Below are 20666 nucleotides of genomic sequence, written 5' to 3' on the forward strand. Positions count from 1 at the left end.
GGTCAGCGCCCCTTTCGAATCCGCGGGTCGAGCCGGCGGTAGGCGATGTCGATGATGAGGTTGACGAGCACGACGAGGACGGCCGCGACGAATGTCGCCGCCCCCACCAGGGGGTAGTCGCGGTTGGAGACGCCGGAGATGAGCACGTGGCCGAGGCCGGGCCAGACGAAGATGAACTCGACGACGACGCCACCGGAGAGCATTCCGGCGAAGTCGACGCCGATGACGGTGATGAGGCTGTTGAGCACCGGACGGATCGCGTGGCGGGTCACGAGCCGGGCCGGCGGCACGCCCTTCGACAGCGCGGTGCGGACGAAGTCCTCCTGCATGCTGTCCGCCAGGCCCGCCCGGGTCACTTCGAGGACGCGGGCGATGGGATGGATGGCGAGCACGAGGATCGGCAGGATGATCGCCCGGGGATCCGAGGCGAAGCCCTCCGTCGCCATGGACGGCACCCAGCGCAGGTCGACTGCGAACAGGTAGACGAGCAGGACCGCGACGGCGAAGACCGGAATGGCCTGGCCGCCCACGACGATGACGTCCATCAGCTTGTTGTAGATCCGGCTGCGGGTGAGCGCGGCGATCATGCCCAGTGGCACGCCGATGAGCGGCGCGAGCAGGAGCGCGGCCAGGATGAGCCCGAGGGTGGCCGGCATGCGGTGCAGCACTTCGGCCATGGCGTCGGTTCCGAGCCGGTACGAGTCGCCGAAGTCGAACAGGAACGCCCTGGTGACGAACTCCAGGTACTGCGTCATGATCGGCCGGTTGAGCCCGAGATCCTCGCGGATGCGCTCCAGGTCGGCGGGCTCGGCGTCCTGCCCTGCGAGGGCCTCGGCCGGGTCACCGGCGACGCGGAGCAGGACGAACAGGAGCGTGAGTACGCCGATGATGACCAGGACGAGGCGCACGATGCTCCGCAACGCGAAGTTGACGACGCCGTGCGAGAGGAACCGGGACCAGATGGGGGCCCGGGGGCCTCCGTCACCGTCACCGGTCGTCGCGGGGGCGGTGCCCGGGGGCGCGACGTTGAGAGTCATGCGTTCAGCCTTTCCGTCGCTACGGGCACGAGCGTCGGGAGTCGTCGTTGGGGTTCGCGCAGAGACCGACGAGCAACGTCGCGAGCCAGTCGGGCCGCGCGATCATCACGTCGTGCGGACTGTCGACGTGGTGGGTGGACCACCCGTCGCCGGCCCGGACCCGGGAGAGGTACGGCCGGTCCGGAAATGCATCCGGCGGGCCGCACAGGACGTAGTCCTTGGGCAGGTCCCGTGGCCATCCGCCGGGCAGGCGGACCGGGTCGGTGACGCACCGCAGGGGTTGGGGGGTGACGCTGGCGGCGACCCAGGCGTTGTCCGCCGGGGAGAGCCTGTCGTCGGGCCCACCGGAGATGGGAATGATGTCGGTGTCGGCGATCCGCCGCGCCCGGGCCCGCATCGCGTCACCGGCCGGGTGGACGTCCGCTCCGCTCTCGCCGTCTTCGACGACGGGGCCGTCGATCAGGACGACCCGCGCGACGTTCTCGGGCCTGGTCCCGAGGACGCCTGCCACCACTACCGCGCCGTAGCTGTGGCCGACGAGGCACACAGGGGCCGGAGCGTGCCGGGCGACGACGGCGTTCACGTCGTCGATGTGGGTCTGCATGCCGACCTCGGGGGTGAGCAGGTGCGCGCGCTCTCCGAGCCCGGTAAGCGTCGGCGCTTCCCACTGCACCCCTGCCGCGTCGAGCAGTGGGGTGAGGCGCCGCCAACACCAGGCACCACGGCCGGCGCCGTGGACAAGCACAACTTTCAAACAGCTCACGACACCTCCCGATTTTGGAACGGCGTTCCGCACAACGTAATTGAGTACTACGGGGCGGTCAATGCTCTTCTCAGCCGCTCTCGGCAGCCGCCACCATCTGGGCAACCTCGGCTGGACGTTCCACGTGCGGCCAGTGCCCGCACCCGGGCAACTGGACGACCCGAACGCCCTCCGCCGCGGTCCCCTGCGCCCCGGCCGATTGCACCCCAGCCCAGCCAGGGTCGCCGAAGACGCCGAGACGGTGCAGAGGCGACCCCCGGTCGGGGTCCCGGGACCACGCGAGCACCGAGGACATCGACTCGGCCATAGCTGCGGGGTCGAGCTCACCGGCGACTGTGGCGAGGCCGAGCTCTTCCCGCTTGTTGTTCACACTGGCGATCCGGCGTTCCACCTCAGCGGGGTCGACGACCCCTTCAGGTGCCGCCACCCAGGCCCACGACGACTCCACAGTGACGACCCGGGTGACGAGCTCCGGTTCGAGCCGCGCCGCGGCGAGCGCGACGGCGCCACCGAGGCTGTGGCCGACGAGAAGAGCCGGCCCACGGTCCACCGCTCGCACGAGGTCGAGAACGCACCGGGCCATCGCCTCGACCCCGTACGCACTACCGAGCGCCGCCCCCGTGCGGGGGTGACCCGGCAGGCCGGGCACGAGCACCTCGTACCGGCCCGCGAGTTCGAGGGCCAGCGGCCGCAGGTCCTCCCCGGCGCAGGCCCACCCGTGCAACAGCACAGCGAGCGGGCCCGAACCGGGGTACCTGTCGTATTCGAGTACAGCAGCCATGGCGCCGATCAGTCCCCGGACGGTTGTGTCGGCGGCAGGTCGACGTAGACCTGCATCGAGGCGGTGACACGGCAGACCATGCAGTAGAACGACGTGACGATGATGAGCTCGGCGGTCTCCCGGACCCCGAAGCGCGACTGGCACAGCCGCACGAGCGATTCCGGAGCCTCACCGCCGACGATCGCGGTGGCAAGCTCGCAGACCAGACGCTCGTCGGCGTCGAGCCCGTCGGTCTCACCGGCGACAGCCGCGCGGAGCAGTCGTGTATCCACCCCGGCGGCGGCCGCCAGCCGCTCGTGCGACGCGGCGATCCGTCCGTTGCCGTGCAACCGCGCAACGGTGATGATCGCCGGCTCCGTGAGCCGCGGCTCGACCGCCAGCTCACGGCGCAGGCGACGGAGCAGGTCTACCCACCCCGACAGGGCCGTCGGCGCGTTCGCGAGGACGGAGAACAGCTCGGAGACGTGCCCGAACAACGCGTGGGCCTTCTCGTAAGCCTCCATCGTCTCCGGATCCCGAGTGGACTCGGGAACCGGAGCGAACAACGCCGACGACCCGTCAGACGGAATCACCGTCATGCCGTCAGGTAGAGCCGGTCGTAGTACTGCTCGGTCTGGACGTCGCACTGGACCAGACCCTTGAGGTTCTTGGCCCCCGCGTCGATCCAGACGTCACCGCAGGCGAACAGGAAGCAGGACTCCTCGTGGAACAGCTCGGTCATCTTGGCGAGGATCGCCTGCCGCTTGGCCGGGTCCTGCTCACCGAGCTGCTGCTTGTACATCTCGTCGAACTCGGGGTTGGCCATGTGGTACGAGCCGCTCGTGGAGATGAAGCGGCTGTAGGCCCGCGCGGCGTCCATGTACGGGCGCGTGAACAGACCGAAGTGGTAGATGTCGGGGCGCTGCTTGGTGTTGTAGAAGTACTCCAGCTGCAGCGCGGTGTCGGTGAGCGCCGTGAACTCGACCTTGATGCCGAGCTTGCTGATCGACGACTGCATCCACTCACCGATGAGACGGCGCACGGAGCCCGTACCCGCGAAGGCGGAGGCCATCGTGATTGTGAAGCGGGTGCCGTCGGCCTTCACGGGGTAGCCCGCCTCGTCGAGCAGGGCCTTGGCCTTCTCGACGTCGTACGGGTAGTCCTTCACGGTGTCCGTGTAGCCCGGCAGGCCCTTGCCGATGAGCTGGCCGTCGTCGGCGACGGTGCGGCCCTGCAGGACGTCCTTGACGAGCTCCTGCTTGTTGAGCGCGTACTGGAGGGCCTGGCGGACCCGCTTGTCGCCCATCGGCCCGGTCTTCGGCTTGCCCTTGTTGTCGACCGAGTCCATGAAGGCACCGAGGTCGTTGCCCTTTGTCAGCTCGATGAGGGTCGCACCGGCGTTCGTGAGGGTCGGCAGGTTGTTGAGCGGCTGGATGTTGATGTAGTGCACGTCCCCGGCGAGGAACGAGTTGAGCTGCGTACCGGCGTCGGTGACGAGCAGGAAGGTGATCTCTTCCAGGGTGGGCTTGCGCCACGTCGTGTCGCCGGCCTTCTTCACCACTGCCTTGTCCGAGGCGTACGACACGAACTTGTAGGGGCCGGTGCCGATCGGCGCCTTGGCGAAGGCGGCGTCGCGCGCCTTCTGGTCCGAGCCGAGACCCTCGTAGTACTTCTTCGGCAGGATGGCGACCTGGGCGAGACGCTTGAGGATCAGCACGTCAGGGGTCTTGGTGACCAGCTCGACGGTCTTCTCGTCGACGATGCGCGTGCTCTCCATCGTCGAGAAGTGCGTCGCGATGCCGTAGCCCGGGGTGGACGCCCGCTGGAAGCTGAAGACGACGTCCTCGGCGGTCATCGGGGTGCCGTCGTGGAACTTGACGCCGTCGCGCAGCGTGAACTGCCAGGTGCGGTCGTCGACCTGCTTCCACTGCGTGGCGAGGAACGGGCGGGGCTCGCCGGTGTTCGGGTGGGTGTCGACGAGCGACTCGTACATGTCGAAGCGCCGAGCGCCGCCGCTGACGACGACCATCGGGTCGACCGACGAGGACAGGTTCGACACGGCGATTGTGGCAACCTGCGTGGCGGCCAGCTGCACACCGGCGGGCGGCCCGTCGCCCGGCCCGCCGTCACGGGACAGGGCGTCGATGTTGTCGCCGGTGCCGGTCGAGGTGTCGGCGCCGCGGCACGAGGTGAGGGCGAGGGCTGCCGCGCTGGACAGCCCGAGGAACAACGCACGCCTTCGGCTGAACGGGGTCGAGGAAATTTCTTTCACGGTGTCCTCCGATGAGGAGAGGGGCCCGGTCCAGCTAGCCGGGCAGGAGTGATCCAAGGGGATGCGAGAGCCGGTCGCACTGTGGTGCGGTCCCGAAGCCGTCGAAGGGATTTAGCCGTTCGTGTTTCGTTCTGTGGAACGGGCTTTCTATATGCGAGATTATGGAGCAGTCACAGTGATGTCAACGGCCAGATCGGCTGCGGTTTGGCAACATCGGCCGCACCTGCCGGGCGGTGGCGTCACCACCGCCCGGCACAGCTCTCGCAGGCCTAGCCGACCGGCTGCAAACCGTTCCGCAAACGGGCCCTGATCAGGTCAAAAGCGTATGTCGTTGGGTCAACTATCCAGCTGTCCGACCAGGAGGATGGGCCAGTCGCTACGGCGCTGCACCCGTTGAGAACGATCCCGACACCAGCCCTGGAGCGCTCGCGCACGATCCGGTCCAGAGCGCTCGTCCATTCCTCTTCGTGGACCACCTTTTCGATTCCAAGGTTGAGGATGTCGGTCCCCCGGAAACTGTCGGCCAGGCCGTAGCCGCGCAGTCGTGCCGCGAGTTCGTCAGCGATGGTCTCGTTTCGGGTGACAGCCGAAAATGGACCACCGATCCCGTACAGGCCGCCGGCGATGAGGCGGAGCAAGCCGAGGACCGGGATCTCCCCCTCGCCGAGCGCCTCGACGCCGGGATCGAGGACACAGTCCGGCATGACGACGTCGTAGCGCGCCGGGTCCAGGCCCGCCGCCACGGCGACGATGTGCGTCGCCGCCGCCTCGATGTCCTCCGGTCGGTCGAGGCCCCGCGGCGCCTCCGCCGGCAGTCGGACGAGGTCCACGTCGAGATCCGATCCGCCGAGCGTGCGCAACCGCGCCGCCCGGGCCGAGGTGATCGGCTCGGAGAGGTGGATCGGCGAGATCATGCAGATGCGCAGTGGCGTCACGTCGATCCCTCCCATCACAGCTCCAGCACCGCCGGGACGCCGGCCAGGACGAGGGCTGCGACCTCCGCCCGGTTGATCTTTGCGCTGGAGTTGCGGGGCATCTCGTCGACGAGCAACAGCCGCCTCAGGTCGGCCGGGAAATCGGCGACAGCCGCCCCGATCGCGGCCCGCTGCTCGGCCACGTCGCCCTCGAAGTGGACGACGACGGCCACGAAGTCGGCCGAAACCTCGCCGCCGACGGCCTCACCGTCGGTACGCAGGCCGAGCACCACGGAGTCGCGCACGCCGGGGATCTCACCGAGAATCCCCTCGATCTCGTACGGGTAGACGTACGTGCCGTTGAGGACGAAGGCGTCCTTCCACCGGCCGAGGATCTGTAGGTTGCCCCGCTCGTCCCAGCGGCCGACGTCGCCTGTGTAGAACCAGTCGTCTGTCGACGTGCCGACGTTGGACGGTGCCGTCGGGTGAAGCTCGGACGGCAGGATGTAACCGGGCGAGATGCCCGGCCCGGTCGCCCGGACCTCGCCGGCACCGCGCGGGTCGCCGTACGTGTCCTTGCGCGGGGCGATGTCGACGGTGCTCAGCGGCGCGGGCCGCCCGACCGAGGACGAGTCGCCGTACTCCGGCATCGACGACGTGAGGATCGTGAGGGTGCTCGTCTCGGTGAGGCCGTAGCTGTTGACGACCTCACCCCGGTCGGTCATGAGCTCGCCGAGGCGGCGCAGCGTCGCCCGCGGCGTCCGCTGACCCGTCGCGACGCAGACCCGCAGACCCCGCTCCAGCAGGCGCTGCGCCGCGCCCGAGTCGAGCATCTCGCGCCAGGCGGGCGCCTGTAGCGGCAGGACCGTGACGCCGTCCTCGCTGTTGCGCTCGATCGACGCGACGGACACGTCGTCAAGGGCGATCGTCGTGCCGCCCAGGAGTGTCATGCACCGGAGGGCGCCGACGGAGACGTTGATGTTCGTCGGACTCGCGGCGACCCAACGCTCCGAGTGACGCAGCCGCATGCACAACGAACGGTTCACCGCGTCCCAGAAGTCCGCACCGACGGAGCGGACCATACCCTTGGGTACGCCAGTCGTACCCGTCGAGTACTGGATCCCGGACACGGTGTCGGCGGCCCGGAGGCCGACCCACTCGATGTCGCCGTCGGGCCGGGCGACCTCGTCGTAGCTGTCGGTGCCGGGCTCGGTGAACCAGACGGGGGCCGACCCCATCGCGCGGCGGGCCTCGGTGAGCAACTCCGGTCCGGTGAACAGCTCCTTGAGGTCCAGAGCCCGCGCGGCGGCGTCGAGGTGCTTGTTGAGGGTGATACCGAGCAGCACCGGCTGCAGACCCGCCGCCTGCGCGGCGAGATAGAGCTCCAGCCCGAAGGTGCCCTGGTAGTGGGCAATGCCGATGCGGTCGCCGGGCTTGCGGCCCCGCTCCCGGAACCCTCCGACCAGACCGTCGATACGGGTGCCGAGTTCGCCCCACGTCAGGGTACGGCGCGACACTGTCGTCACGTCGCCGACGATGGCGGGGCGGTCCGCCAGTAGCGTGGTGTTCTGCCTAGCCTTGAGGAGCAGATCGGTCATGACCGCCTCCTAGATGCCCTGGGTGTGAGATCGGTTGGGGTTCCGGGCGCAGGGCCCGGGCCGGCGGAGCTAGGCGAGCGCCTGCGACCGGTTGATGCTCGGGAGAACCTCGTTGACGACCCCCGCGTCGATGGCCGACTCCCAGATCGAGGTGAGGGCCGCCTCCGCACGAGCGCGAACGCCGTTGATGTCGACGCCGACGAAGGTGCCGTCCTCCATGACGACGGCGCCGTCGACCATCTCGAACTGCACGTCGCGGCCGTTGCCGTAGTAGACGAGGGACTGGACGACGTCCAGGGCCGGTGCGATCGACGGGTCGGTGATGGCGACGCCGATGAGATCGGCCCGCGCACCTTCCTTGATGACGCCGAGGTCCGGGCGGCGCAGGACCGAGGCGGCGTGGCTCGTCGCGAGGTCGACGACCTGGGCGGCCGTCGGCCGGTGCGACTGGGCGACGCCGATCTTGCCGAGCATCGCCGTGAACTTCAGTTCCTCGACCATGTCGCAGTTGAAGCCGTCGGTGCCGAGCGCGACGGAGATGCCCGAGTCCATGAAGGAGACCGACGGCGAGATGACAGCTTCCTTCGCCTTGCGCGAGGCGCAGTGGACGATGGTGATCCCGGTGTCGGCGGCGAGCTGGCGGTCCTCGTCCGGCAGGTAGGTGCCGTGCGCGGCGATCAGCCGCTCGTTGGCCAGCTCGGCGCGCTGAAGGACCCGCAGCGGGGTCGTGCCGAACCGTTCCTGGGTGGTGGCGAGTTCGCTCGGCGCCTGACACAGGTGCGTCGTGACGAGGCAGTCGAGTCGCTGCGCCGCCGCGCCCACCCCGGCGAGCACGCTGAACTCGTCGGTGTGCACAGCGGCCGGTCCGAGGATCATCGTGATCCGCCCGTCCGCGGCGCCGTCCCACTCCCCGAAGAGCCGCTCCAGCTCTTCGAGCTCGGCCAACTGGGCCTGCTCCGAGGTGGTCTGCTTGCGGTCCTCCAGCCCACCGGAGAGCTGCCCGAGACGGTGGGTGACGTCGAGCGGGATCGTCGGGCCGGCGAAGGTGCGTACCCCGACCCGCTCGGCGATGTGCAGGTAGCCCTCGATGTCCGTCGACGCGTGGTTGAGGATCGTCGTCGTTCCGGTCCGCATCATGCCGAGGACGTCCCACTCGATTACCGCGCGGAACTGCTCCCGAAGCTCCTCGCGGTACGCGTGCCGCCACAGCCGCGACAGCGGCACGTAGAACGGCATGCCCGTCGGCAGTTCGTAGTCCTCGGAGATGGCCCTGCCGACCGGGCCGGCTCCCGCGTGCGTGTGCATGTTGATCAGACCCGGCAGCAGGACCTTGTCGGTCAGCTCGATCCGCCGGCCGTCGATGCCCTCGGCCTGCTCGGCCGGCAGGATCTGAACGATCCGATCGCCCTCGACGACCACCGCCGCGCCCGTGCGTACCTCACCGGCGCCGAGGTACACCCAGCGAGGAAGGATCACCGTACGTTCCACCATCGTCAACCACCTTCCAGCCCCGTCGTGTGATGTCGTCCCCGCTGATGCCCGCGCCCGCCGGAGACCCGGCGGGCGCGGGACCTAGACGCCGCTCAGCCCTTTTCCTGCCGTACGACGAACACGTTGCCGTCGGGGTCCTTGAACGACGCCCACCAGCCGAAGTTGGCCAGGACCGGCTCGGAGACGAACTCGACGCCCTTGGCGGTCAGCTCCTCGTAGGTCGCGTGGATGTCATCGCAGGTGAAGGTGATGCCGGAGTAGAACTCCACCTCGTCGAAGACCGGCCAGTGCAGGACCATCACCGCGTTGCGGGACTTGGCGGCGGTCTCGAGCCACCGACGGGGAGCGAAGTCGGGCATGACGACGTCGCTGACGACCTCCAGGCCGACCTGCTCGGTCCAGAAGCTCGCCGATCGGTCCTGGTCACGGACCTTGATGTTCACACCGCGGATTCCGGTGATCATGGCTGTTCCTCTCTGTCGTTTGTCGACGTGGATTCCCGTCGCCCGCTGGGCGCCGGTTCGTTTGGGCGTGGCTGTCGGCGGAGTACCTCGAACACGACGGCGGTGTCACTGGCCACGAGGCCGTCGGACAGACCGTCTCGGTAGACGGCACGTGCGGCGTCGAACAGTGGTGTCGCGGTGCCCGCCTCGGCCGCGGCCGTACCGATGATCTCGAGGTCCTTGGCGAAGACGTCCATCCGGATGCTCGCCGGCTCGTAGCGCCCCTGCACCATGTCGGGCCCGCGAACCCCGAACATCCGGGAGGCTCCCGCCCCGTCCCCGACGGCGGCCAGCACCTGCCGCAGGTCGAGGCCGAGGTCCTGGGCGAACCCGAGCGCCTCGGCCGCGGCGACGTTGTGCACAGCGACAAGGTGGTTCGCCACGAGCTTCATGAGGGTGCCCTTGCCGACCTCGCCGAGCTCGAAGTGGGCGCGCGTGAACGCCTCGACGAGGCCCCGGGCCCGCTCGATCGCCTCCGGCGCGCCGCTGACGTAGGCGATGAGGTCGCCGGTCCGGGCCTGCGCGCCGGTGCCGCTCACCGGTGCGTCGAGCATCTCGATGCCTGCCCCCGCGAGGCGGGCCGCACCGTCGAGCTTGGTACGCAGGTCCAGGGTGCTCGTCTCGACGACGACAGTTCCCGGGCGCGCGTGCTCGGCGAGTCCGTTGAGGACGGCGTCGAAGGCCGCCGCACTCGGCAGCGAGGTGAGCACTATGTCGCTGACGGCGGCGAGCGCGGCGAGGTCGTCGTACGCCACGGCGCCGGCTTCGGCGAACGCCCGGCGCCGGTCCGCGTCGATGTCGAAACCGCCGACCTCGAAAGCGCCGGTGGTCAGGACGTTGCCCGCCATCGCCGAGCCCATCACGCCGAGCCCCACGAAGCCGACGCGCGGTCGGGCCGTCGCTGTCATTGCCTGCTCCCTTCGAGGTGGCCGACGCGCACCCAGTCCCCGACGAGCCGCGCGAAGGGCCCGGCGAACTCCAGGGCACTTGCGTGCCGCGCTCCGGCGACGATCGCGCGGCGGGTACCGGGGATCGCCTCGGCCATGCGGGCCGAGCCGTCGTGGAACAGCGGCGCGTCGAGCTGGCCGTCGATGAGCATGGTCGGCGCTGTTATCTCGCCGAGTCGCGGCGTGACGTCGGCGGTCGCGAGCGCCAGGCACGCGAGGGCGTAGCCGCGCGGGTCGGTGCCGGCCAGAGCGTTGCGTACGTAGCTGACCTCGGGCCCGTCGGCGGCGAGCGCCTCGGGGGTGAGCCACAGCTGCACAGTGGGCTCGACGAAGGGGGCCATGCCCGCGCCGACGACCTCGGCGGCGCGGGCACGCCACTTCTCGCGCCAGTCCTGCGGGTACGTCGGGACGGCTGCCGCCACCACGAGGCTGGCGACGAGTCCGGGATCGTGCACAGCGAGCTCAAGGGCGATCAGCCCACCGAGGGACAGCCCCACCACGTGGACGTTCTCGTGACCGAGACCGCGCAGGTGCGTCGCGAGCGCGGTCGCCACGTCCGCCGTGTCGTAGGTGTCCTCGGGGACCGGGCAGCCACCGTGGCCCGGGAGGTCGACGGCGTACACGCCGACGCCGTCGAGTTCGGCGGCGGCCGCAGTCCAGAAGTCGGCGCCCGCGCCGAGCGGGTGCAGCAGCACGACGGTCGGGCCGGGACCTTCCCGCAGGGTGCGCCCACCGACGACCACGGCGCTCATGACGCGCTCATCTCGATGGGCGGGTCGAGCGCGTCGGCGTCCGTCCCCGTCGCGTTCATGACCATGGCGAGGGTCGTGTAGTAGCCCGCGCACACGACGATGTCGATGAGGCCCTCCTCGCCGAGAACGTCGACCGCCCTGTCGTAGAGCTCGTCGGGGATCGCGTCGTCGGCGAGCACGTGGGCGACGATCGCGTAGCCCGTCGCCAGCGGCTCCTGCATCGAACGCGGTTCCCGGCCGGCAGCGACGTCCGCCACGACGTCCCGGGGCACACCCGCGTCGAGGGCGAGCGGGCAGTGGTAGCCCCACTCGAACGCCTGGTTCCGGGCACGGGCCACCTGGAGGATGGCCAGTTCGAGAACCGCCTTGGGCAGGCTGGACCCGAACCGGAGGTACGCGCCGACCTCCTGGAGTCGGACCATCGCACCGGGGCTGCGCAGCAGGGGGACGAAGGGCCCGAAGAGGGCACCCCGTGGCCCGGCGCTGATCGCCGCGACCGCCTCCTGCTGCGCCGGCGTCAGGACCGCCGTCGGCAACTGGGGCATCCGGTCACGCACCGCTGCCGTGCCTCTCGACGAGCGGCATGACCTCGGTCGCCATGAGTTCCATCGACCGGCGCGCGAGCTTCTCGTCGACCCAGTCGAGGCCGGCGTAGACGAGTTCCCCGAACGGGCCGGTCTCCTCCTGGAAGGCGACGAGCTGCTCGGCCACCTGCTCGGGCGTACCGCAGATGACGAGGTCGTCGAGGACCCGCTCGATGGTGATGGCCTCGTCCGGCTCGTTGCGGTCGCGCTTGAACAGGCCCAGCCGACCGAGCTTGGTCATCTTGCGCAGCATCTGCTCGTAGTAGAAGCGGTAGGGGCTGTTCGCGTCGTCGCGCCCGTACGCGCGGGCCTCCTGCTCGGTGTCGGCGACGAAGACCGTCCGCGCGATCCGCCAGTCGGCCGGGTCCGCCTCGACACCGGCGGCCTGCTTGCCCTCGACGTACTTGCCCCAGTGCGTGGCCACCCACTGCGGGAGCAGGAAGTTCGCCGACAGGGGGTGGAAGTCCTTGCGGCCCATCTCCACGACACCCTTGGAGAACGGCGCGACGACGGTGCCGACGATCTCCGGACGCGGGCTCTGCAGGGGCTTGGGCAGGTAGCCCACGCCGAGCGGCAGGTCCATCGACCGCCGCGTCGAGACGTTGAAGCGCCCGCTGGCAGAGACGATGTCGTACGGCGGCTCGCCCTCCCAGATCTTGAGGATGACCTCGATGGCCTCGGCGAACATCGCGTTGCGGTCCTCGTCGAGGATGCCGAGCACCTCGGCGTCCGACGGCAGCGCGCCCGGGCTGATGCCGAAGATGAACCGGCCACCAGTCAGGTGGTCGAACATCGCCGCGTTCGCCGCTACGAGCGCCGGGTGCTGGTGGGACAGGTTCGTCGTCCCGGTCGCCAGCTTGATCCGTGGCGCGTCGCTGACAAGCGTCGCGAGGAACAGCATCGAGTTGGTGATGTTCTCAAGGTTGTCCGTCAGGTGCTCACCGATGAAGGCATCGTGGAAACCGAGCCGATCGGCGAGGATGACCGCCTCACGGTCCTCATGGAGGGTCTCCGTCCACAGGCGTCCGGGACGGTGCAGCGGCATGGCGAAGTATCCGAGTCTCACGAGATCAGTCAATCCGCTGGTCAATCCCCGAACAATTACGGCTTCCCACAGCCTGACCGGGGCAGGTTGTGGGAAGGCGTGATTGTCTTGCCCTCCCCTCGGAGGTTGACTCGGGTCCATGACCGTCGTTCGGACGCCACACGTTGACCGTGACCATTTCCGCAACGTCGTCGGCTGCTTCGCCACCGGCGTCGCCATCCTCACCTCGCGAGGCGTCCAGGCACGCGCGGGCATGACGGTGAGTGCGCTCACCTCCCTGTCGCTCGACCCGCCGATGGTGCTTGTGTGCGTGAACCGCTCGGTACCGACCGAGCGCAGCATCGCCGAGGCGGGCACGTTCTGCCTCAACATCCTCGGCGAGGGTCAGGAGCAGCTGGCGCTACAGTTCGCCCGCCCCAGCGACGACAAGTTCACGGGCGTACGCACCCACGAGGGTGTCCTCGGCAATCCCGTCCTCACCGACGCGCTCGCCTCGATCGAGTGCGAGGTGTCCGACACTGTGCAGGCGGGCAGCCACAGCATCTTCATCGGTAGGGCGCTTGACGCGCAGGCGCGCGAGGGCCTGCCCCTGACGTACTTCCGCGGCGGGTTCGGTGGCCTCACCCTCGACCGTTTCAACCAGGTGTACCAGCGGCTGCGGGACATGATCCTCGCGCGGGAGATCGACGGCAACGACGACATCGACGTCCCGCAGCTGGCCCGACGCCTCGACGTCGAGCCGGCCGCCGTCCTCGCCGGACTGTCGACGCTGCGCCGGGAAGGGCTCGTCACGTCGACGGATTACGGCCACCGGGTCGCACCTTTCACCGTCGACGACGCCGCTGAGGCGTTCGAGGCGCGCGCGATCATCGAGACGGGGATCGCCGATCTGACGGTCGGCTCGGTGACCGGGGAGGACCTTGCCGTCCTCGACCAGCTGTGCAGCGAACTGTGCGGGTTCATCCTCAACGACGAGTTCACCGATTTCGACGCGTACCTCGCCGCCAACGACAGGTTCCACCGCTTCCTCGTCGGCCTGTCGGGCAACCGGCGCGCCATCGCCCAGTACGAGGCGCTTGCCATGCCGACGATCATGGCGCAGAGCTTCGGGAAGACCCGGAAGAGCTCCTCGCAGTTCGTCGACGTCCACAAGCGGATCGTCGGCGGCTACCAGCAGCGTGACCTGGACGCCGTCAAGACGGCGATGCGGCAGTACGCGGTGCTGGCGACCGAGCGGGCCCGGGAACTGCTCACCTCACACGGCGGATCGGTATGACGGTCTCGTCCAGGCCGGCGAGCAGGTCGTGCAGGCGTAGCGCGAGCATGAGTTCGGCCTGGCGGGACTGGAGGTCGTGGCCGAGCATCTCCTCGATCCGGTGGATGCGGTTGCGCACCGTGTTCTCGTGCAGGTGCAGGGCGCGCGCTGTCGCCGCGTAGTTGCGCTCGCGCAGCCAGACACACAGCGTTTCGCGCAGCACGTCGAGCCCGCTGCCGCTACCGCTGAGGGCCGCTAGTTCCTCCTCGACGAGTTGCGCCGCCATGGGCAGGTCGTCGAGGAAGATCGCCTCCAGGCGGACGTCGGCGTATTCGAGGACGCCGTCACCGGCGAGCTGGTGGCGTCGGTGTTTCCCGGCGAACGCCTCCCGGATCCGACGAATCCGCCCGATCTGGCCGTAGCTGTGGCGCAGCCCTTCAAGACCCCGGGCGGGTGCGCTGACCTCGGCGGCGATACCGCCCTCGACGAGCAGCCGGCGTAGTGCCGTCCGCGCCTCGGCGGTCCACGCGCGGCGGGCGAGGAAGCGCACCTGGGTGCCGTCCTGCTCGGGGTGGTGCAGGACGTCCGTCACCGCGCAGGCGCTCTGGGCGCGTCGCACCCAGTCGGTGCCACCGGCATCGCCACGCGTGGCCACTGCGATGTGGTCGGCGTCGATGTCGTAGCCGAGCCCGAGCAGTTCGAACTTGTCCGGTACGTGATCGTCGCTGAGCAGGTCCTTGACGAGCCGGAAGCGGAGGTGGTCCCGCGACCGCTGGAGGCTCTCCTCGGAGAGCATGTGCTCCCGGGCGACCTGGGCCAGTGCCGCGTTCTGGTAGGCCATGACGAGTTCGGTGAGCAGGCGGGCGCCCTCGCCCCGGCGGACCGGGTCCGTCTCGACGGCGTCGAGGCGGGCCACCCAGTCCCGCCAGACGGTGAGGAATCCGACCCGGTACGACAGTTGCAGTGATGCCTGCACGACGCGCCGCCGGGCCTGGACCACGGCGAGGCGTCGGGGCTGCACGAGGTCGAGTTCCTCGATGCGGACCTCGCCCATCGCCACCCGGTGCAGGGTGCGCACGTTCTCCGTGACGCTCGCTGTCAACTGCGCGACGAACTCCTCGTCGTCGCGCAGATGGTCGAAGGCCGCGTCGAGGTCGACTGCCACGACCCGCTCGACCAGTTCCGCCGAGACGGCAGACCGTAGGGCCTCCCGCAGCCACGGGGGAAGCTGCGGGAGACCCACGGAGTCCGCGGACACGACGATCAGCGCTCCTGGAAGGGCAGCAGGATGCTCGATCGGTGGTCGCCTCCACAGTGGATGCTGACCCGTGTGGCGTACCGCTGCGCCGGGCGGTCGATCGGGTCGTCGTGCAGGAACGGCCCGCAGCCCTTCATCGCGTTCTTGAAGTTGGACATCGTCACCGCGTCCTTGAGCTCCGGGTTCTCGTAGTCCCGGCCGCCGATTGTCACCGCGAGCGTGTGACCGGCGGGAACGACGATGCAGGTCGGCCAGACCTCGACGTCGACCTCGTACACGGTGCCCGCCTCGACGGGCAGGGTGCGCGAGTGCGGGTGGATCGGCCGCCACTCGGTGGAGGCGACCTCGTCGAGTTCGCGATGGCTCAGGCGCAGCCACCCCATGCTGATCGGCGCGTTGGGGTCGACGGCACCGGCGAAGGTGACCTCCTTGCCCTCGCTGTCGAACAGCCGCACGGTGAGGAAGATGTCGGCGTCGTCCGAGTCGGTGGACACGAACAGTTTCGCCGAGACCGGGCCGCTGACCTCGCGATCGACGTCCGACACCGGGAGCCGGAACGTGACGTCCTGCTCGCCGGAGAACTCGACGGATCCCGCCGCGGCGTCGCCCTTCTCGACGAGGTCCAGCCGGACGGGGTCGAGTTCGAGGCGCTGCCACGCCGTCTCGGGCAGCGGCCACGCGGACGCGACCCGCTCCTCGTAGACCTCGCCCGGTGAGCGGACGAGCAGACTCACCGGCGGGCGCTGGTCCCAGCCGTTGTCGACGCCCTTGAGGAAGTGGTCGAAGAACGCGAGCTGGATCTGTCGCCCGTAGTCCGTGTAGTACGTCGTCCAGTGCTCCAGGCCGTGCATCTCCAGCCACTTCTGCGCGCTGCCGGCGCGCAGGAAGCCCTCGACGTTGCCGCGCAGGTGCAGCCCGGAGCCGCCCCAGTTTCCCGCGCTGAGCAACGGCACCTCGATGTTCTCCAGCACGCCGGAGCGCTCGCGGTACCAGTCGTCGAGCAGCGGGTGGGAGCGGATGATCGCGCCGAAGTCGCTGCGGTTCGCGGCGAGCTGGTCGTCGCTGAGAGTCTCGTCGCCGCACACGTTGAGCCCGGTGATGGGGTTGACCGGGCCACGGTCACCGAGGCCGTACTGGACGACCTTGATCTGCTTGTCGTACCAGTGCTCCCAGAACGTCGACAGGATGCCGCCGTGGTGGGACGCGTCGCGGTAGAAGTCGCTCGCGCCCTCCCAGATGCAGACCGCAGCCAGGCCACGGGGCCGCTCCGCAGCGACCTGCCACTGGTTCATCCCGAAGTACGACACCCCGGAGGTGCCGACCTTGCCTGTCGACCACTGCTGGTTCGCCGCCCACTCGATGCACGCGACGTAGTCAGCCGTCTCGCGCGCGGAGAAGTGCTCGATGTAGCCGGGCGAGCGACCGCAGCCCCGGGAGTCGACCCGGACCACCGCGTAGCCGTGCGGCACCCACTTCTCCGGGTCGACGACCTCCCAGTTCTGGTACGCGCAGGAACTGCCCTCGACGACGTCGGGGTGGCTGCTCGACAACGCCTCCCACGCCGTGGGGTAGCCCTCCTGGAAGGGCAGCCCCTTGGCGTACGGGCCGTAGCTGATCAGCACCGGATACTGTCCGGGCTGCTCCGGCAGGAACACGTCGGCGGCGAGTGGCAGGCCGTCGTCCATCGTGATGGTGACGTCCCACAGGATCCGCATGCCGTCGCGGACCTCGTCGATGCGGGCGTTGGTCTCGGTCACGGCCCGGTACGCCTCGCTGCTCACGGGATGTGGACGATGAGGTCGACGCTGAGGTCGCAGCCGGGGACCTCCTGGAAGCCCTTGGGGATCTCGTAGAACCCGGCGGCGGGCAGCCCGTTGGTGAAGGGCTCCGGCCAGGCCTGGAAGACGGCGGGTACGTCTTCGAGGTCGGACAGGAACAGGTCGGCGCGGACCGCGTTCTCGATCGACGTCCCGGCGGCCGTGCAGATCGCCGCGACGTCGTCGTGGATGCGTCGCACCTGGTCGACGATGTGCCGGCGGGTGTGCGGCAGGCTCCGGGCGAGGGCGCTGTCGGGCGCACCCGAGGCGGTCCGTCCGAGTTGGGTGGAGAGGAACAGCAGGGAGCCGCTGCGGACCGCCTGGACCTGGTGCCCGATGGGCGCGAGCGCGTTGTCGGTGTGCACGATGTGGCGGTCGCCGCCGTGCTCGGGGCGCGCCACGATGACGTAGATCTCGACGTTGCCGCCCTTGACTCCGCCGATGCCGGAGACGGGGACGATGGTGCGCGCCGGCGGCTCGGTCGGCCAGTGCTTGGCCCAGACCTCGTCGATGGCGGGCAACTGCCGGACGCCCTCGGGCGTCAGGTAGATGACGACCTTGATGACGTCGCTCCACTGCCCGCCGGCAGCCTCCATCGTGATGCGGATCTGGCGCAGCGTCTCGTCGGTCTCCGCGGCGACCTGGTTGCCGTACCAGATGTGCTGCGGCACCCTGGCGTTCGGGTGCAGACCGGATTCGAAGTCGGTGGGGATGAAGCCGGCGCTGAACAGGTACGGGCCGGACTCGACACCGACCGAGTAGCCGCCGAGCGGGTTGTGGACGTCGTGCGCGTACGCCCGCTTCTCGATGCCGGAGTCGTTGAGCAGCGAGATGAGCTGGATCTCGACGTGGGTGTCGGTGGCGAGCAGACGCTCGACGGGCAGCAGGCAGCTCGCCGGACGGTCGGACAGCAGGAACTCGTCGCGGCCCTGGATGTAGGAGTGCGCGACGAAACGCCAGTCCTCCCAGTGGGTCTGGTAGCGCGGCGTCCACTCCGGGTCCAGGTGACCGTCGGTGTGGAAGGTCGGCTGCCACTGGTTGATGCACACGCCCTGTTCGAGGCTCGACCCGGCGACGGTGAGTGCGGAGTCGAGGCGGCGGTACACCTCGCGGACCTGCTTCTTCACAGGGTGGCCGCTGTGCAGCGGCAGGCCGGGCTCGGCCTGGGCTGCCTCGGCGAGGCCGCCGTTGTCGAAGTCGGTGGCGCTCATCGAGGCGGTGAACGCGAACGGGCCGGCGGTGACTACCGGGCTGCTCGGGTACCAGTCAGGAAAGGACGCGTCGGGTACGTCGTGGACGACGCGGGGGCTGTTCTGGGTCATGCGAGGTCTCCAGGGTTGTGGTGCTCGAAGCCGTCTCGAAGCCGTTTCAGAGGGTCTGGCCGCCGTCGACCATCAGCGTCTGGCCGAGGACCATCTCGTTGAGCGGGCTGAGCAGGAACGCGGTGGGCAGGATGAGCTCACGGGCGTCGAGGATGCGGCCGGCCGGGATGCCCGCGACGACCGACGCGGTGAAGCCCGGGTCGGCGAAGAGCGCCTCGTTGACAGGTGTCAGCGTCGCGGTCGGCCCGATCGCGTTGACGCGTACGCCGCGCGACGCCCACTCGACGGCGAGGGTCTCGGCGAGCATCGACACGGCGGCCTTGCTCGCGTTGTAGCTCGACCAGTCGGGGAAGCCACGGCGGGCGAAGCTCGAACTGGTCAGGACGATCGAGCCGCCCTCGGTCATCCGCCGGGCTCCGCTGCGGGCCGTGATGAACACGCCGTTGATGTTCGTGTCCACGACGGAGCGGAAGTCGTCGGCGCTGACGTCGAGTGCTGGCTGGACGACGGCGATGCCGGCGTTGGCGACGACACCGTGCAGACCACCGAAGGTCTCGACGGCGCGGTCCATCGCCGCCTCGACGGCAGCCTCGTCGGTGACGTCGGCGATGGCGTACGCGAACGAGGGGCCGGCCTGCTCGGCGACGGCGGCAAGTCCTTCCGCACGCCTGGCGACACCGAGGACGTTGGCGCCGAGTTCGACGAGGCCGAGGGCCAGAGCCTGCCCGATGCCGGAGTTGGCGCCGGTGACGACGATGGTGCGTCCGGTGAGGCCGAGGGCCTGCCCAAGCGTGGAGCGCAGCGCGGGGTCGATGAGAGCAGTCATGTCAGTGGTCCATTTCCGGCGCGCCGAAAACGCGCTTGATGAGGCGGGTCCGTTCACGCTGGAGCACTGTCTGCAACTGCTCGGAGGGCAGGTGCTCGTCGACTGTCGAGTCCGACAGCAGGTCCTTGCCCGCGAGGATCTCCTCAAGGACGAGAAGTCGGTCCTTGGTCACCCACAACTCCTCCGCGAGGCCCGCGATCATCCGGACAAGATCGTCGGTCGTCGCGTTCTCCAGGTACTTGGGAACTTCCATGGCTTCCTCTCAAGGGGTGGCGCGGTGTCGGACCGACGTCCGGACGCAGGCGTTCACAGCGAGCGTCGGTAGGGGATGTCGACACCGCGCTGGCTTTCTCGAGCTCGAGGGTGTGGTGCCTCAGGCTGCGGGCTTGACGCCCTTGGTGATCCACGGGTAGTTGGCCGTGCCCACGCTGCATTCCTGGACGTCGACGAACCCGGCGGATTCGAGCAGTGCCTTGCGGTCGGTGAGGAGCGCGCCACGCCAGAACGGCTCGTTGCGGTTCTCCGTCTCCCAGTCGAGCACGACGGAGCGGAAGAGGTTCTCGTGCTCGCTGTAGGGCGCCACGTCGGCGACCAGGAACTCCCCGCCCGGCTTCGTCACCCGGAAGGCTTCCTGGACAACGGCCTTGGCGGCCGGCGCCGGGATCTCGTGGAAGAGGATGAAGGCCGAGGTGAGGTCGAAGGTGTCCGCGTCGTAGCCGGTGGCCTCGGCCTGGGCCTGGCGCAGGTTCCACTCGAAGCCGCTGCGGGCGGCGATGAGCTTGGCGTGCAGCAGCTCGGTCGCGCCGAGGTCGACGCCGTGGATCTTCGCGTTCGGGTAGGCGCGCTGAAGGGCCAGGGCGTAGCGGCCGGTCCCGATGCCGAGTTCGAGGATGTTGTCGTAGTGGTCGCGGTTGCCCTCGACGGCGGCCACGTAGCGCAGGTCGGAGAAGTGGTCGCCGGGCTTGATGGCGCCGATCCCACCGGTCGCGAAGATCAGGTCGTAGACGTAGTCGTGGATCATGAAGCCCATGTGCTCGTGGCCGTCCCAGCCACCGGGCGTGAGGTGGAACTCCGTCGTCCAGTACTCGGGGATCTCGACGTCCGGGTTGAGTTCGAGCACCCCGCCCTTGTCGGCGTTCGCCTCGTACTCGGCCCGGATCTCCGCCTCTCCGTCCTCGTACGCCTCCAGCGCCGCTACGTACTGACGCTCGGCGATGACCCGGGTGTAGAAGCGGTCCCAGGCAAAGGACCTGGAGTTGCCGAGCAGTTCATAGCCGAGGCGCAGCCGCTCGCGGGCGCCTTCGGGGAGGGTCCTGTTCTCCAACTGCTTGCCCAGCGTCTGCTCGGCCGATGCCTGCAGCTCCCGGCCGCTCCACGCGGCCAGATCCGCCAGCAGGTTGAAGTTGGCCCGGCCACGCTGCTTGAGACCCGTCTTCACGTTCGTACCTCCAAGGGCGAGCGCCGCAGATTCCTTTATATGTAACGTCTTTCCGCTGGGTGCAGCGTAGCGACGTGATCGTCG

20 protein-coding genes are annotated in these 20666 nt (G+C 69.3%); 1 reads left to right on the forward strand and 19 read right to left on the reverse strand.

The window, feature by feature from the left end:
- Positions 1–2: 2 nt before the first annotated feature.
- From ACLQ23_RS23570 to ACLQ23_RS23630, 13 genes are all read right to left on the reverse strand, one after another.
- A complete protein-coding gene (locus tag ACLQ23_RS23570; RefSeq protein WP_355629492.1) occupies positions 3–1037 on the reverse strand; it encodes an ABC transporter permease in 1035 nt (344 codons plus the stop codon).
- A 19-nt stretch (positions 1038–1056) separates the two neighbouring features.
- The gene (locus ACLQ23_RS23575) at positions 1057–1800 is read right to left on the reverse strand and encodes an alpha/beta fold hydrolase (RefSeq protein WP_355629489.1); all 744 of its coding nucleotides are present in this window, start codon (positions 1798–1800) and stop codon (positions 1057–1059) included.
- A 70-nt stretch (positions 1801–1870) separates the two neighbouring features.
- Positions 1871–2581, reverse strand: coding sequence for an alpha/beta fold hydrolase (locus tag ACLQ23_RS23580; protein WP_355629486.1), 711 nt, complete (start codon positions 2579–2581; stop codon positions 1871–1873).
- An 8-nt stretch (positions 2582–2589) separates the two neighbouring features.
- The gene (locus ACLQ23_RS23585; RefSeq protein ID WP_355629483.1) at positions 2590–3084 is read right to left on the reverse strand and encodes a hypothetical protein; all 495 of its coding nucleotides are present in this window, start codon (positions 3082–3084) and stop codon (positions 2590–2592) included.
- A gap of 71 nt (positions 3085–3155) precedes the next feature.
- Complete coding sequence (locus tag ACLQ23_RS23590) at positions 3156–4832, reverse strand: ABC transporter substrate-binding protein (RefSeq protein WP_355629481.1); 1677 nt, start codon at positions 4830–4832, stop codon at positions 3156–3158.
- A gap of 269 nt (positions 4833–5101) precedes the next feature.
- Positions 5102–5782 carry an aspartate/glutamate racemase family protein gene (locus ACLQ23_RS23595; protein WP_355596172.1) on the reverse strand — a complete coding sequence of 227 codons (681 nt, stop codon included), beginning with the start codon at positions 5780–5782 and terminating at the stop codon, positions 5102–5104.
- The gene (locus ACLQ23_RS23600) at positions 5782–7344 is read right to left on the reverse strand and encodes a class I adenylate-forming enzyme family protein (RefSeq protein WP_425881092.1); all 1563 of its coding nucleotides are present in this window, start codon (positions 7342–7344) and stop codon (positions 5782–5784) included. The genes ACLQ23_RS23595 and ACLQ23_RS23600 overlap by 1 nt, the downstream gene beginning before the upstream one ends.
- A 69-nt stretch (positions 7345–7413) precedes the next feature.
- Positions 7414–8835 carry an amidohydrolase family protein gene (locus ACLQ23_RS23605; RefSeq protein ID WP_355629478.1) on the reverse strand — a complete coding sequence of 474 codons (1422 nt, stop codon included), beginning with the start codon at positions 8833–8835 and terminating at the stop codon, positions 7414–7416.
- A 92-nt stretch (positions 8836–8927) separates the two neighbouring features.
- Entirely contained in the window at positions 8928–9299 is a 372-nt protein-coding gene (locus ACLQ23_RS23610) for a VOC family protein (RefSeq protein ID WP_355629476.1), read from the reverse strand.
- Positions 9296–10246: an NAD(P)-dependent oxidoreductase gene (locus ACLQ23_RS23615; protein WP_425881093.1), complete on the reverse strand. Its 951-nt coding sequence runs from the start codon at positions 10244–10246 to the stop codon at positions 9296–9298. Before ACLQ23_RS23615 ends, ACLQ23_RS23610 begins: the two co-directional genes overlap by 4 nt.
- The gene (locus ACLQ23_RS23620; protein ID WP_355629470.1) at positions 10243–11037 is read right to left on the reverse strand and encodes an alpha/beta fold hydrolase; all 795 of its coding nucleotides are present in this window, start codon (positions 11035–11037) and stop codon (positions 10243–10245) included. The genes ACLQ23_RS23615 and ACLQ23_RS23620 overlap by 4 nt, the downstream gene beginning before the upstream one ends.
- On the reverse strand, positions 11034–11582 hold the full coding sequence (locus ACLQ23_RS23625; RefSeq protein WP_355629467.1) for a carboxymuconolactone decarboxylase family protein: 549 nt from the start codon (positions 11580–11582) through the stop codon (positions 11034–11036). The genes ACLQ23_RS23620 and ACLQ23_RS23625 overlap by 4 nt, the downstream gene beginning before the upstream one ends.
- Positions 11583–11586: 4 nt before the next feature.
- Complete coding sequence (locus ACLQ23_RS23630; protein WP_355596158.1) at positions 11587–12687, reverse strand: LLM class flavin-dependent oxidoreductase; 1101 nt, start codon at positions 12685–12687, stop codon at positions 11587–11589.
- Between the two features lie 118 nt (positions 12688–12805).
- On the opposite strand from ACLQ23_RS23630, the gene ACLQ23_RS23635 reads away from it, so the two are divergent.
- Entirely contained in the window at positions 12806–13942 is a 1137-nt protein-coding gene (locus ACLQ23_RS23635; RefSeq protein ID WP_355596156.1) for a flavin reductase, read from the forward strand.
- Here ACLQ23_RS23635 and ACLQ23_RS23640 read toward each other — a convergent pair.
- The 6 genes from ACLQ23_RS23640 to ACLQ23_RS23665 form a co-directional block, all read right to left on the reverse strand.
- A complete protein-coding gene (locus ACLQ23_RS23640) occupies positions 13917–15179 on the reverse strand; it encodes a PucR family transcriptional regulator (RefSeq protein ID WP_355629464.1) in 1263 nt (420 codons plus the stop codon). The two genes, ACLQ23_RS23635 and ACLQ23_RS23640, sit on opposite strands and share 26 nt — an antisense overlap.
- Before the next feature lie 5 nt (positions 15180–15184).
- Positions 15185–16960 carry a CocE/NonD family hydrolase gene (locus tag ACLQ23_RS23645; protein WP_425881094.1) on the reverse strand — a complete coding sequence of 592 codons (1776 nt, stop codon included), beginning with the start codon at positions 16958–16960 and terminating at the stop codon, positions 15185–15187.
- Positions 16957–18318, reverse strand: a complete 1362-nt coding sequence (locus ACLQ23_RS23650) for a RidA family protein (protein WP_355629458.1) — start codon at positions 18316–18318, stop codon at positions 16957–16959. Before ACLQ23_RS23650 ends, ACLQ23_RS23645 begins: the two co-directional genes overlap by 4 nt.
- Positions 18319–18364: 46 nt before the next feature.
- Positions 18365–19144 (reverse strand): SDR family NAD(P)-dependent oxidoreductase, encoded by a 780-nt coding sequence (locus tag ACLQ23_RS23655; RefSeq protein ID WP_355629455.1) that lies wholly within the window; start codon positions 19142–19144, stop codon positions 18365–18367.
- Position 19145: 1 nt separating this feature from the next.
- Complete coding sequence (locus ACLQ23_RS23660) at positions 19146–19397, reverse strand: hypothetical protein (RefSeq protein ID WP_355596146.1); 252 nt, start codon at positions 19395–19397, stop codon at positions 19146–19148.
- A 120-nt stretch (positions 19398–19517) separates the two neighbouring features.
- Entirely contained in the window at positions 19518–20582 is a 1065-nt protein-coding gene (locus ACLQ23_RS23665; RefSeq protein WP_425881095.1) for a class I SAM-dependent methyltransferase, read from the reverse strand.
- Positions 20583–20666 lie beyond the last annotated feature (84 nt).

The organism is Micromonospora sp. DT41, from assembly GCF_049841715.1.
In the GTDB taxonomy this organism is placed as follows: Bacteria; Actinomycetota; Actinomycetes; order Mycobacteriales; family Micromonosporaceae; genus Micromonospora; species Micromonospora profundi.